Source organism: Georgenia daeguensis (assembly GCF_039537705.1).
GTDB lineage: Bacteria > Actinomycetota > Actinomycetes > Actinomycetales > Actinomycetaceae > Georgenia > Georgenia daeguensis.
On sequence record NZ_BAABBA010000020.1, the window covers coordinates 58,309 to 71,106 of the forward strand.

Consider the following 12,798-nt stretch of genomic DNA (forward strand, 5'->3'; position numbering starts at 1 on the left):
GACGGCGAGGCGCCGGTCCCGTGGACCGGCGCCTCGCCGTTGCCGTGCGTGGGGGGCGCCGCTCAGCCGAGGAGCGCGTGCAGCCGCAGCGCCAGCTGCACCTCGAGCTGGCGCTCCGGCGCGTTCCAGCCCTCGCCCAGCAGGTTCGTGATCCGCTCGAGCCGCTGAGTGACCGTGTTCGCGTGGACGTGGAGCGCGCTGCCCGTCCGGCTGAGGTTCCCGCCCTGGCCGAAGTAGGTGCGCAGGGTCTCGAGCAGCGCGGTGCCCCGCTGGGCGTCGTACTCCAGGACGGGTCCCAGCACCGACGCCACGTAGGAGGGCACGTCGCGGTCCTCGCCCAGGAGCAGGCCCACGAAGCCGAGGTCGCCGACGCCCGCGACCTCGCCGCGGCGGCCCAGCACGAGCAGCGTGTGGAGGCAGCGGGCGGCCTCGGCCCGCGCCGCGGCGATCTCCGCCGGGCCGCTGGCGGGCCCGGCCGTGCCCGCGGTGACCGGGCGCCCGGCCGCCCGGCCGAGCTCCGTGCTGACGGCCCTGGCGGCCTCGTGGGGCTCGAGCCCGGGCAGGATGAGCACCAGCTCGCCCTCCTGCAGCGTGGACAGGCCACCGCGGCCGCCCGCGAGGAACGCGGCCGCCTGCACCGCCCGGGACCGGTCGCCCACGACCTCCGCGACGACGACGGCGTGCGCGGCGTCGAGGTCGGCCCCGGCCAGCCGGGCCCGCTCGCGCAGGCCCTGCGGGTCCCTGCCCAGCAGCACGTCGTCCAGCAGCTCGCCGCGCAGCCGCTCCTCGGCGGCGGCCACCGAGCGGCGGAAGAGCAGCTGCAGGGCGGTCACCAGGGCGGCACGCTCGAGGATGCGCCTGTCTGCCTCGTCGAGGGGCTCGGACCGCAGGAGGACCAGCGCGCCGAGGGCCTCGCCACCGGCGAGCACCGGGGCGGCGACGACGCCGTCGCCGGTGCGGGTCCGGCTGGTGGTCACGGCGAGCCGCGCCGTCTCGGTCGTCGCGCCCGACGTCGCCCCCGCGACGGCGGTGGACGGCACCTCCGCGCCGCCGGGGAGCGGGGCGCCGTCCGGCCCCGCCATGATCACGTGGCCGCCGAGCACCTCGCCCACCTCGCGGGCGACGTCGTCGACGTCCCCGCCCTGCAGGACCAGCTCGAGCAGGCGGTCGTGCGCGTCGGCGGCGCGCTCGACGCTGACCGTGCGTGCGCGGAGCTCCTCGCCCGCCACCCGCAGGTCGTGCAGGGCGAGCTGGGTCTCGCTCAGCAGCCGGGCGTTGTCCAGGGCGATCGCGGCGTGGGCGGCGAAGGAGCTGAGCAGCGCGATCTCCGAGCGGCCGAACGGGCGGACCGTCCGGTTGGCGGCGTAGAGCACCCCGATCACGCGCCGGGCCAGCAGCAGCGGGACGCCGACGATGGACGTGATGCCCTCGTCCGCGACGGCCGAGTCGATGCCCTCGGTGTGGCGGAACCGCTCGTCCTGGAAGTACGTCGCGGAGGCGTAAGGGGTGGCCGTCTGGGCCACGAGCCCGCCGAGGCCGGCGCCCATGGGCAGGCGCACGGCGCGGAACAGGTCCGACGAGCAGCCGACGGTGACCCGCATGTACGTGTCCCCGGCCTCCTCGTCGTTGAGGGAGAGGTAGGCGACGTCGCTGCCCAGCAGCTGGCGCGAGCGCCGGACGATCGCCTCGAGGACGGCGTCGACGTCGGTCAGCGACGCGAGGTCGCTGGCGGTCTCGAAGAGCGCGGACAGCTCGGTCTCCCGGCGCCGCCGCGACTCCAGCACACCCCGCACCTGCAGCGCGAGCGCCTTGGCGTGCTCGAGCCGCCCGATGGTCTCCGCGTCGGCGCCCGCGCTGCGGGCCGCGAGCAGCGGTCCCTCGAACTCGACCGGGGACGCGTCCCGCGCCAGCAGCTCCAGGTACTCGGTGCCTATCACGCCGGTCATTGTGGCCGACGACGCTCGTCCGGTGGGCAGACTCGCGCGCCGGGGCGGCGCCGGGCGGGAGGCGAACGGGTCCATGTCTCGGTCGACGGCTCGGGCTGGGTTCGCGGACGCCTCAGCGGGCCGACCACCCGCCGTCGAGGACGATGTTGCTGCCGGTGACGAAGGAGGCGGCGGGGGAGCAGAGGTACGAGACCGCCCGGGCCACCTCGGAGGGCTCCAGCAGGCGCTTGATCGCGGAGTTCTTGAGCATCACTTGGCTCAGCACCTCCTCCTCGGAGAGGCCGTGGACGCGGGCCTGGTCGCTGACCTGCCGCTCCACCAGCGGGGTCCGCACGTACCCCGGGTTGACGCAGTTGCTCGTCACCCCGCGGTCGGCGCCCTCCAGCGCGATGACCTTGGAGAGCCCCTCGAGGCCGTGCTTGGCGGAGACGTACGCGGACTTGTAGGCGCTGGCGCGCAGGCCGTGGGCGCTGGAGATGTGGACGAGCCGGCCCCAGCCCTGCTCGTACATGTGCGGCAGGGCGGCCCTCGCCAGCAGGAAGGGAGCCTCGAGCATGAGCCGTAGGATGAGCGCGAACCGCTCGGGCGGGAACTCCTCGACGGGGCTGACGTGCTGGATGCCGGCGTTGTTGACCACCACGTCGGCCTGGAGGGACAGGCTGGCCAGCGCGGCGGTGTCGGAGAGGTCCACGGCCCACGGCTCCCCGCCGATCTCCGCGGCGACGGCCGCGGCGCCGTCGGCGTCCAGGTCGCACACCAGGACGTGCGCACCCTCGGCGGCGAGCTCGCGGGCGACCGCCGCCCCGATGCCGCTCGCCCCGCCCGTGACCAGGGCGGTACGCCCGGCCAGTCCGACTCCGTCGTCGTCTCTCATGCCGAGCAACCTACGAAGCGCGGGGCGACCGCTCGATGGGGGGCCGCCACATACTTCACGGCGGGTCTGTGTGGGCACTCCCACGTGCGGCGTCGGGCAGGATGAGGGGGTGAGCTCCTACCTCCACGGCCCCGGTCCCGTCGCCCTCGCGCACCGCGGCGGCGGGCGCGAGGTGCCGGAGAACTCGCGCACCGCGGTCGAGCACACCGTCTCCCTGGGCCTGAGCTACCTCGAGACCGACGTCCACGCCACCTCCGACGGCGTCGTGGTCCTCTCGCACGACCCCACCCTCGACCGGGTCACCGACGGCAGCGGCGCCGTGGGGGAGCTGACGTGGGACCGCGTCTCGGCGTTCCGGGACCGCTCCGGCGAGCGGCTGCTGCGCCTGGACGAGCTGCTCGGCGACTTCCCAGGACTGCGGGTGAACATCGACGCCAAGGACGACGCGGTCGTCGAGCCGCTCGTCGAGACGCTGCGGCGCACGGCCGCGTGGGGCCGGGTGTGCCTGGCGTCCTTCTCCGACGACCGGCTCGCGCGCCTGCGCGCCGCGCTCGGGCCGCGGGTGGCCACCAGCCTGGGCCGGCGGGACATCGCCCGGCTCGTGGCCGCCTCCCGGCTGCCCGCGCCCGCGCAGCGGCGTGCGCTGCGTACGCTGCCGGGCCCCGCGGACGGGGCGGTGTGCACGCAGGTCCCCGTCTCCCACCGCGGCCTGCCCGTCGTCACCCCCCGGTTCATCACCGCCGCCCACCGTCACGGCCTGGCGGTGCACGTCTGGACCATCGACGAGCCCGAGCACATGCACCGGCTGCTCGACCTCGGCGTCGACGGCCTGGTCTCGGACCGGCCGCGGGTGCTGCGGGACGTCCTCACCGCTCGTGGGCCCTGGCACTGACCACGTGAGCGCCGAGGAGCACGTCGACCCGCGCACGCGGCGCACCCGCGCGGCGCTCGCGCGGGCGATGGCCGAGACGGTGCTCACCGCTCCTCTGGCGGAGGTCTCGGTGGCTGGCCTGTGCCGCACGGCGGGCGTGCACCGGACCACCTTCTACAAGCACTTCCGCTCCGTCACCGAGCTCGCCGACGCGGTGCTCGGGGAGCTCTTCGAAGAGATCGATGCGCTCGGCCCGGCGTCGGACCGGCGGGTGTGGTTCGAGGAGCTGCTCGAGCACGCCGCGGCCCGCCGGCGCACGTACGCGGCGCTGATCGGCCCCGACGGCGACCCGGCCCTGTCCCGCGCCGTGGCTGAGCGCCTCGTCGCGGCGGCCGGACGCGTCCTGGCGCCGGCGGGGCACGACGGCGCCGCGGGGGCCGCGACGACGGCCGCGCGGGTGTCCGGGTTCGCCGCGTACGGCGCGGTCGAGGCGGTGCTCCTCGGCGCGGAGCCCGCGGCGGCCGGGCGGGCCTGCGAGCCGAGCCTGACGTGGGGCGAGGTGCTGCCCGACCGGTGAGGAGCGTTCCGGGCCGGCCCCGGAACGGCGCGAGCCCCCGCCCGGTGGGCGGGGGCTCGCGCAGTGGGTGCCCCCTACTGGATTCGAACCAGCGACCTTCTGCTCCGGAGGCAGACGCTCTATCCACTGAGCTAAAGGGGCGCCGCTGCTGACAGCGCCTGGTGATGTTATCAGCCACGGGGACGCTGCTTCACCTCCGTGCACGCTGCGGGCCCCGTGTGTGGTGCAGGTCACCGCCGCGCCGTCCGGGCTCCCGTGCCGGGGGAGAAGTCCCCATCCCGGGGCGCCCCGGAAGGCGACGGCGGCGCGGCGGGCTGTCTAGCCTGAGCGACGGAGCGCTGGGCGTCGTGCCCGGCCGCACGAAGGGGGAGAGATGGCACAGACGCCGCCCGAGGGACCAGACGAACGACTTCGCTCGAGCGGTGCACCGGGGCAGGAGCCGGGCCAGCCTCCGTACGGGCCGCCGTCGGGCCAGCCTCCGTACGGGCCGCCGTCGGGCCAGGCTCCGTACGGGTCGCCGTCGGGCCAGCCGCCGTACGGGCCGCCGCCGGGCCAGCCGCCGTACGGCCAGGCGGCTCTCGCGCCGCAGCCCGAGCGGAGGAACACCTGGCTGGTCCCCGCCATCATCGGCCTGGCGATCGTCCTGGTGGTCGGCGCCGTCGTCTTCATGCTGACCCGCACGGGCACGGGGACCACCACCGCCGAGCCCGGCGCCGGCGCGTCCGCGACCGAGCCGGCCACGGCCCCCACGGACGGTGCCACCGCGGGAGAGGCTCCCGGCGAGGCGGCCACCGCTGCCCCGACCGAGGACACCCGCGAGGTGTCGGGCGAGCCGCTCGAACCGCGCGTGGACGCCGAGGTCGTCGGCACGAGCTTCGTCCTGAGCGACGCGGGGTGGGCCGAGCACGCCCCGGGGCTGGCCGCGGGCGCGCGGGAGGCCCTCGCGGGCACCTACACGAACGGCACGGTCGAGGTGCCGGTGACCGCCGCCGCGTTCGACAGCATCGAGGCGCAGGACTCCTACAGCGAGCAGCTGACGGCCTCGCTGAAGGACGAGGGTGCGCAGCTGCTCTCGGACGGGCCGGTCTACCCGGACTCCACCGGCCACCACTGGGCCTACCAGCACGCGGACGGCGCCACGACGACGGTCGTCTGGCGAACCGACGACGGCGTGGTGCTCACCCTCACCGGCGACTCCGAGGCCGTCCCGGAGATCTACTCGAACATGCTCATCTGAGCCGGCGGGCAGGCCACCGCGGGACTCCGGCACCGGCCGGCGTCCCGCGGGCTGTGACGAGGGCCGCACCGCGGCGGCCGGCCTCGGACATCACCCGGCCGCAGGCGCCTACTACCCTGGCCGGGTGACCCCAGCCGAGCTCGCCGCACTCATCCGCTCCGTCCTGCTCGAGGCCGTCGCCGCCGGCGACGTCGCCCTGGCGGCCGAGGACGTCCCCGAGCCCAAGGTCGAGCGGCCGCGTCAGCGCGAGCACGGCGACTGGGCCACCAACGTCGCCATGCAGCTGGCCAAGAAGGCCGGGACCAACCCGCGTGCCCTGGCCGAGCTGCTCGCGGCCCGCCTGGCCCAGGCCGACGGCGTCGCCGCCGCCGAGGTCGCGGGGCCCGGCTTCCTCAACATCCGGCTCGAGGCCGGCGCGGCCGGCGAGCTCGCCCGCGCCGTCGTCGAGGCAGGCCCGGCCTACGGCCGCAACGAGGCCCTCGCCGGCCACCGGATCAACATGGAGTTCGTCTCCGCCAACCCCACCGGCCCGCTGCACATCGGGCACACCCGCTGGGCGGCGCTCGGCGACGCCATGGTGCGGCTGCTGCGCGCCTCGGGCGCCGAGGTGGTCCCCGAGTACTACATCAACGACGCCGGCTCCCAGATGGACAAGTTCGGCGCCTCGATCGTCGCCCGGGCCACCGGTACCGACGTCCCCGAGGGCGGCTACCAGGGGTCGTACGTCGCCGAGCTCGCCGCGAAGGTCCTCGCCGAGCGCCCGGACCTGACCGAGCTGCCGCACGACGAGGCCGTCGCCGTCGCCCGCGAGCTCGGCTACCGCCTCCAGATGGCGGAGATCGAGGAGACCCTCGCCAGCTTCAACGTCCACTTCGACGTCTGGTTCTCCGAGCGGGAGCTGCACGACGGCGGGGCGGTCGAGAGCGCCGTCGGGCGGCTGCGGGAGCAGGGCCACGTCTACGACGAGGGCGGCGCGGTGTGGCTGCGCACCACCGACTTCTCCGACGACAAGGACCGCGTGCTGGTCCGCGCCGACGGCTCGCCGACGTACTTCGCGGCCGACGCGGCCTACTACCTGTCCAAGAAGGACCGCGGCTTCGGCGAGAAGATCTACCTCCTGGGCGCCGACCACCACGGGTACGTGAACCGGCTCAAGGCGATCGCCTCCTGCGCGGGCGACGACCCCGAGAGGAACATCGAGATCCTCATCGGCCAGCTCGTCTCCGTCGCGGGCGCCCGGATGAGCAAGCGCGCCGGGAACATCATCGAGCTGCGCGACATCATCGAGTGGATCGGCACCGACCCGGTGCGCTACACCCTCGCGCGCTTCCCCGCGGACTCGCCGCTGACCCTCGACGGCGAGAAGCTGCGGGAGAAGAACCTCGACAACCCCGTGTACTACGTCCAGTACGCCTACGCCCGCACCCGTAACGCCTCGCGCAACGCCGAGGAGCACGGCGTCCCGCGTGACGGCTTCGACCCCGCGGCGCTGGACCACCCCGCGGACACCGAGCTGCTGGGGGCGCTCGGGCAGTTCCCGGAGACCGTCGCCCACGCCGCGCGCCTGCGCGAGCCGCACCGCGTGGCCCGCTACCTGGAGCAGGTCGCCGCCGCCTACCACCAGTGGTACGGCCAGACCCGCATCTCCCCGCGGGGCGAGGACCAGGTCGACGCCGGCCACACCGCGCGGCTGTGGCTCAACGACGCCACCAGCCAGGTGCTCGCCAACGGCCTGGACCTGCTCGGCGTCTCGGCCCCGGAGCGGATGTGAGCGGCCAGCACGCCGCCCCGGAGGCGGCCCCCCTGCGTGCGCCCGAGCCCGACGGCGCGGCCACCGGCGTGTGGTCGACCGGCGTGCGCCGCGGCGACGACGGCGCCCTGAGCGTGGCGGGCGTCGACGTGCGGGAGATCGCCCGTACCCACGGCACCCCCGCGTACGTCGTCGACGAGGCGGACCTGCGCGGGCGCGCCCGCGCCTTCGCCGAGGCGTTCGACGCCGCGTTCGCGGAGTCCGCGGGCATGGCCGGTGCCGACGTCTACTACGCCGGCAAGGCCTTCCTCTCCGTCGCCGTCGCGCGCTGGGTCCACGAGGAGGGGCTGCGCCTCGACACCTCCACCGGGGGCGAGCTCGCCGTCGCCCTGCGCGCCGGCGTCCCCGGCGAGGCGATCGGCCTGCACGGCAACAACAAGTCCGACGACGAGATCCGCACCGCCCTGGCCCACGGGGTCGGGCGCATCGTGGTCGACTCCCTCGCCGAGGTGGAACGGGTGGCGACGCTCGCGGCGGAGGCCGGGACGCGCGCGCCCGTCATGGTCCGGGTCACCACCGGCGTGCACGCCGGCGGCCACGACTTCATCGCCACCGCGCACGAGGACCAGAAGTTCGGCCTCTCGCTCGCCTCCGGCGCCGCCCGCAAGGCCGTCGACGAGATCCTCGCCCGCGACTCCCTCGAGCTGGTCGGCCTGCACTCCCACATCGGCAGCCAGATCGTCGACCTCGCCGGCTTCGAGGTGGCGGCCCGCGCCGTCCTCGGCCTGCGCGCCGAGATCGCCGCCGAGACCGGTTTCCTCGCCCCCGAGGTGGACCTCGGCGGCGGGTACGGCATCCGCTACACCGCCGCCGACGACGTCCCGCCCGCGCCGGCGCAGATCGCCGCCACCCTCGCCGACGCCGTCCGCCGGGTCTGCGCGGAGCTCGGCACCCCCGTCCCGCGCGTCTCGGTCGAGCCGGGCCGCTCCATCGCCGGGCCGGCCGGGCTGACCCTCTACACGGTCGGCACCGTCAAGGAGGTCGCCCTCGACGACGGCGGCACCCGCACGTACGTCTCGGTCGACGGCGGCATGAGCGACAACATCCGCACCGCCCTCTACGACGCCGCGTACACCGCCACGCTCGCCGGGCGGCGCCCCGACGCGGGCGCCGTGACCGCCCGGGTGGTCGGCAAGCACTGCGAGAGCGGGGACATCGTCGTGCGCGACGTGGCCTTGCCGGCCGACGTGCGCGCCGGCGACCTGCTCGCCGTGCCCGCCACCGGCGCCTACGGGCGTTCCATGGCCAGCAACTACAACATGGTCCCGCGCCCCCCGGTGCTGGCCGCGACGCAGGACGGCGTCCGGGTCCTGGTGCGCCGCGAGACCGTGGAGGACCTGCTGGCCCTGGACCTCGGCTGACCCCGTCCGCTCGCGAGATGTCATGTCCCCGCGGGGCATGACATCTCGCGCCCCGGGGGCGTGGTCGGTGGACAGATCAAAGGCCCGCCGGGGCGGGCCCCTATCCTGGGCGCGGCGCCCGACGGCGCCGCCCGAGAACGAGAGGAACCCCGTGAGCACATCCGCGACCGACGGCGTCGTGCGCGTCGCCCTGCTGGGCTGCGGCACGGTGGGGAGCCAGGTCGTGCGCCTGCTGCGCGAGCACGGCGACGACTGGACCGCCCGCAGCGGCGCCAAGCTGGAGCTCGTCGGCATCGCCGTGCGGGACACCGCCACCGAGCGTGACCCCTGGGTGCCCCGCGAGCTGCTCACCGAGGACGCCGAGGAGCTCGTGACGCGGGCCGACGTCGTCGTCGAGCTGATCGGCGGCATCGAGCCCGCCCGCACCCTCGTGCTGCGGGCCCTGACCTCCGGCGCCACCGTGGTGACGGGCAACAAGGCGCTGCTCGCCGCCCACGGGCCCGAGCTGCACGCGGCCGCCGAGGCGGGCGACGCGGACCTGTACTACGAGGCTGCCGTCGCCGGCGCGATCCCGGTGGTCTACGGCCTGCGCGAGTCCCTGGCCGGGGACAAGATCACCGCCGTGCTGGGCATCGTCAACGGCACCACGAACTACATCCTCGACGAGATGGCCACCCGCGGGCTCTCCTTCGAGACGGCCCTCGCCCAGGCCCAGGAGCTCGGCTACGCCGAGGCCGACCCGACGGCAGACGTCGACGGCCACGACGCCGCCGCCAAGGCCGCGATCCTCGCCTCGCTCGCCTTCCACACCCGGGTGAGCATCGAGGACGTGCCCGTCACCGGCATCCGCTCGATCACCGCGGAGGACATGGCCGAGGCCCGCGACTCCGGCCACGTCATCAAGCTGCTCGCCGTCGCGCGGCGGACCGTCACCGACGGCACCGAGGGCATCAGCGTGCGGGTCCACCCGGCGCTCCTGCCCGCCGCCCACCCGCTCGCCGCGGTCCACGGGGCGTTCAACGCCGTCGTCGTGGAGGCCGAGTCCGCCGGCCGGCTCATGTTCTACGGGCAGGGCGCGGGCGGCGCCCCGACGGCCTCGGCGGTCCTGAGCGACGTCGTCGCCGCCGCGAGCCACAAGGTCCACGGCGGCCACGCGCCGCGGGAGTCCACCTACGCCGAGCTGCCGCTCCACGGACCGGCCACCACCGCGGCGCGCTCGCAGATCAAGCTGCGCCTCGCGGACCGGCCCGGCACGCTCGCCGCCGTCGCGGGCGTCTTCGGCGAGGAGGGCGTCTCGATCGACAGCGTGCGCCAGCAGCGCGCCGACGACGGCGTCGCCAGCATCACGATCGTCAGCGACGTCGCCACCGAGGCGGCGCTCGACCGCACGGTGGCACGGCTGGCGGAGGAGCCCAGCGTCCACGAGGTCATCTCGGTGACCCGAGTCGAAGGAGCATGATGGCCCACCAGTGGCGAGGTGTGATCGAGGAGTACCGCGACCGGCTGCCGATCGGGGCGGACGACCCCGTCGTCACCCTCGGTGAGGGCGGCACCCCGCTCGTCGAGGCGCCCGTCCTCGGCGAGCGCACGGGGGCGCGCGTATGGGTCAAGGTCGAGGGCGCCAACCCCACCGGGTCCTTCAAGGACCGGGGCATGACCATGGCCATCTCGAACGTCGCGGCCACCGACACCCGCATGGTCGTGTGCGCCTCGACCGGCAACACCTCCGCCTCGGCCGCCGCCTACGCGGTGCGGGCCGGGCTCAGCTGCGCCGTCGTCCTTCCCGCGGGGAAGATCGCCGCCGGCAAGCTCGCCCAGGCGATCGTGCACGGCGCCACGCTCGTGGCGGTCGACGGCAACTTCGACGACTGCCTGCGCATCGCCCGCGACCTCGCCGAGGCGTACCCGGTGGCCCTGGTCAACTCCGTGAACCCCTACCGCCTCCAGGGCCAGAAGACGGCCGCGTTCGAGGTGGTCGACGCCCTCGGCGACGCCCCGGACATCCATGTCCTGCCGGTCGGCAACGCCGGGAACATCTCGGCGTACTGGATGGGCTACAACGAGTACGCCGGGCGCACCACGGCCTCGTCCGTGGACGACACGGCCACGCGCCTGGCCCCGGTCGCCACCAGGGTCCCGCAGATGTGGGGCGTGCAGGCCGAGGGCGCCGCGCCGTTCGTCAAGGGGGCGCCCGTCGAGCACCCGGAGACCGTGGCCACCGCGATCCGGATCGGCAACCCCGCCTCCTGGGACTACGCCGTCGCCGCCCGCGACGACTCCGGCGGGTGGATCGACTCCGTCACCGACGCCCAGATCCTCGACGCCCAGGCGCTGCTCGCCGCGGAGGTCGGCGTCTTCGTCGAGCCCGCCTCCGCCGCCTCGGTCGCCGGGCTGCTGCAGGCCGCCGAGCACCACAAGGTGCCCGCCGGTGCCCGCATCGTGTGCACGGTGACCGGCAACGGCCTGAAGGACACCGCCACCGCGCTCGGCCACACCTCCGTGGAGCCGGAGGTCATCGCGCCGACGCTCGAGGCCGCGGTCGCGGCCCTCGGCCTGTAGCCACCGTGCGGCTCGCGCGCGACGCGGTCCGGGTCCGGGTCCCGGCCACCTCCGCCAACCTCGGCCCCGGCTTCGACGCCCTCGGCCTCGCCCTGGGGGTCTGGGACGAGGTGACCGTGCGCGCCGTCGCCGGCGCGACGACGGTCACGGTCGTGGGGGAGGGGGACGGCGCCCTGCCCGACGGCGAGGAGCACCTCGTCGTGCGCGCCGTGCGCCTGGGCCTGGACCGGGCCGGCGCGCCGCAGGCCGGGCTCGAGCTCGTCTGCCACAACGCCATCCCGCACGGGCGGGGGATGGGGTCCTCGGCGGCCGCCGTCGTCGCCGGTCTCGTCGCCGCCCGCGGGCTCCTCTCCGAGCCGGAGGCGCTCGACGACGACGCCGTCCTCACGCTGGCGACCCAGCTCGAGGGACACCCGGACAACGCCGCACCCGCCCTCCTCGGCGGTGCCACGGCCGCGTGGGTCGACGGCGACGGTCCCCACGCCGCCCGGATCCCGCTGGCGCCGGACCTGCGGCCCACGGTGCTCGTGCCCCAGTCCCAGCTGCTCACGCACACGGCGCGCGCGGTGCTGCCGACGCAGGTGCCGCACGCCGACGCCGCCTTCAACGCGGCCCGCTCGGCGCTGCTCGTGCTGGCGCTGGGCGGCCGCACCGAGCTGCTGATGGCCGCCACCGAGGACCGGCTGCACCAGGACTACCGCGCCGACGCCATGCGCGGCACCGCCCAGGCGGTCCGGGCGCTGCGCGAGGCGGGCTGGCCCGCGGTCATCTCGGGCGCCGGCCCGAGCGTCCTCGTCCTCGAGCGGCTCGACGACGCGACCGCGCGCACCCTCGAGGAGCACGGCTGGCAGGTGCTCGACCCGGGCGTCGCGACGACGGGCGCGCACCTGCTCTGAGCGCTCGTCCGGAGGGCCGGCAGACCCGTGGCCGGCGCCGCGCAGGCCTTCGGGCAGGCGCCGCGACGCCGCGCGAACTGTGCGACGGGCAGGGTTTCGGGCTGGTACGATCGAGGTGCACCGACTCCCTGCGGACGTCTTCCGCGCACCTGGGTGCGTCTACCACGTCGTCGTACAGACGGAGCATCCGCCCCGACCGCCGTGCGCGCTGAGCGCCCGCGCCCGTGGCCCCCATCACCATCCAGCCCTTCAGGGCTGGGGACCCGTCCCGCGTCCCCGCGTCAGTGCCGGGGACGTTCACCGAGGGAAGGAACCTCGTGACCGAAACCGTCGACGCCCCCACCACCGGCTCCGCCGCGACCCGAGGGGGCTCGTTGACCACCATGCGTCTGCCCGAGCTTCAGGCGCTCGCTGGCGAGATCGGCCTCAAGGGCACCGCCAAGATGCGCAAGAGCGACCTCATCGCGGCTATCCGCGAGGCTCGTGGTGACGGCCGTGGCGCCCAGCGCCAGTCCGCGCCGAAGCAGGCCCCCGAGAGCGCCGCCCCCGCTGCGGCCGCCGGCCCCGCTGCCGCCGCCCCTGAGGCCGCCGCCCGCGAGGCCGCCCGGGCCGAGGCCGAGCGCCGCGCCGCCGTGCCGGTGCTGCCCGACGTCGCGGCCGTCCAGCA

Annotated in this window: 11 protein-coding genes and 1 tRNA gene; 9 read left to right on the plus strand and 3 right to left on the minus strand. The window is 75.6% G+C overall.

Annotated elements, in window-relative coordinates:
• Positions 1-62 precede the first annotated feature (62 nt).
• Both ABD774_RS16930 and ABD774_RS16935 read right to left on the minus strand, forming a co-directional pair.
• Positions 63-1,946 carry a helix-turn-helix domain-containing protein gene (locus tag ABD774_RS16930; protein WP_486327334.1) on the minus strand — a complete coding sequence of 628 codons (1,884 nt, stop codon included), beginning with the start codon at positions 1,944-1,946 and terminating at the stop codon, positions 63-65.
• A 112-nt stretch (positions 1,947-2,058) separates the two neighbouring features.
• The gene (locus tag ABD774_RS16935; protein WP_345043746.1) at positions 2,059-2,820 is read right to left on the minus strand and encodes a 3-hydroxybutyrate dehydrogenase; all 762 of its coding nucleotides are present in this window, start codon (positions 2,818-2,820) and stop codon (positions 2,059-2,061) included.
• 109 nt (positions 2,821-2,929) lie between these two features.
• On the opposite strand from ABD774_RS16935, the gene ABD774_RS16940 reads away from it, so the two are divergent.
• Both ABD774_RS16940 and ABD774_RS16945 read left to right on the plus strand, forming a co-directional pair.
• Positions 2,930-3,712, plus strand: a complete 783-nt coding sequence (locus ABD774_RS16940; protein WP_345043749.1) for a glycerophosphodiester phosphodiesterase family protein — start codon at positions 2,930-2,932, stop codon at positions 3,710-3,712.
• Positions 3,713-3,716: 4 nt separating this feature from the next.
• Entirely contained in the window at positions 3,717-4,268 is a 552-nt protein-coding gene (locus ABD774_RS16945) for a TetR/AcrR family transcriptional regulator (protein WP_345043752.1), read from the plus strand.
• Between the two features lie 68 nt (positions 4,269-4,336).
• On the opposite strand, the gene ABD774_RS16950 is transcribed toward ABD774_RS16945, so the two are convergent.
• Positions 4,337-4,409, minus strand: a tRNA-Arg gene (locus tag ABD774_RS16950).
• A 232-nt stretch (positions 4,410-4,641) separates the two neighbouring features.
• On the opposite strand from ABD774_RS16950, the gene ABD774_RS16955 reads away from it, so the two are divergent.
• The 7 genes from ABD774_RS16955 to ABD774_RS16985 all read left to right on the plus strand — a co-directional run.
• Positions 4,642-5,505, plus strand: coding sequence for a hypothetical protein (locus ABD774_RS16955; RefSeq protein ID WP_345043755.1), 864 nt, complete (start codon positions 4,642-4,644; stop codon positions 5,503-5,505).
• A gap of 124 nt (positions 5,506-5,629) precedes the next feature.
• Positions 5,630-7,276, plus strand: a complete 1,647-nt coding sequence (gene argS, locus ABD774_RS16960; RefSeq protein WP_345043757.1) for an arginine--tRNA ligase — start codon at positions 5,630-5,632, stop codon at positions 7,274-7,276.
• On the plus strand, positions 7,273-8,676 hold the full coding sequence (lysA, locus tag ABD774_RS16965) for a diaminopimelate decarboxylase (RefSeq protein ID WP_486327335.1): 1,404 nt from the start codon (positions 7,273-7,275) through the stop codon (positions 8,674-8,676). Before argS ends, lysA begins: the two co-directional genes overlap by 4 nt.
• Positions 8,677-8,827: 151 nt before the next feature.
• Positions 8,828-10,135 (plus strand): homoserine dehydrogenase, encoded by a 1,308-nt coding sequence (locus ABD774_RS16970; RefSeq protein WP_345043760.1) that lies wholly within the window; start codon positions 8,828-8,830, stop codon positions 10,133-10,135.
• Entirely contained in the window at positions 10,135-11,235 is a 1,101-nt protein-coding gene (thrC, locus tag ABD774_RS16975) for a threonine synthase (RefSeq protein ID WP_345043764.1), read from the plus strand. The genes ABD774_RS16970 and thrC overlap by 1 nt, the downstream gene beginning before the upstream one ends.
• Positions 11,236-11,240: 5 nt before the next feature.
• Entirely contained in the window at positions 11,241-12,131 is an 891-nt protein-coding gene (gene thrB, locus ABD774_RS16980) for a homoserine kinase (RefSeq protein WP_345043766.1), read from the plus strand.
• Between the two features lie 317 nt (positions 12,132-12,448).
• Positions 12,449-12,798, plus strand: a 350-nt coding sequence (locus tag ABD774_RS16985) for a Rho termination factor N-terminal domain-containing protein (protein WP_345043770.1), incomplete at its 3' end; no start/stop codon positions are given.

Excerpts from the sequence above, each read along its gene's own strand:
- ABD774_RS16930 (WP_486327334.1), bottom strand. The coding sequence starts at position 1,946 with ATGACCGGCGTGATAGGCACCGAGTACCTGGAGCTGCTGGCGCGGGAC.
- ABD774_RS16935 (WP_345043746.1), bottom strand. The coding sequence starts at position 2,820 with ATGAGAGACGACGACGGAGTCGGACTGGCCGGGCGTACCGCCCTGGTC.
- ABD774_RS16955 (WP_345043755.1), top strand. The coding sequence starts at position 4,642 with ATGGCACAGACGCCGCCCGAGGGACCAGACGAACGACTTCGCTCGAGC.
- thrC (WP_345043764.1), top strand. The coding sequence starts at position 10,135 with ATGGCCCACCAGTGGCGAGGTGTGATCGAGGAGTACCGCGACCGGCTG.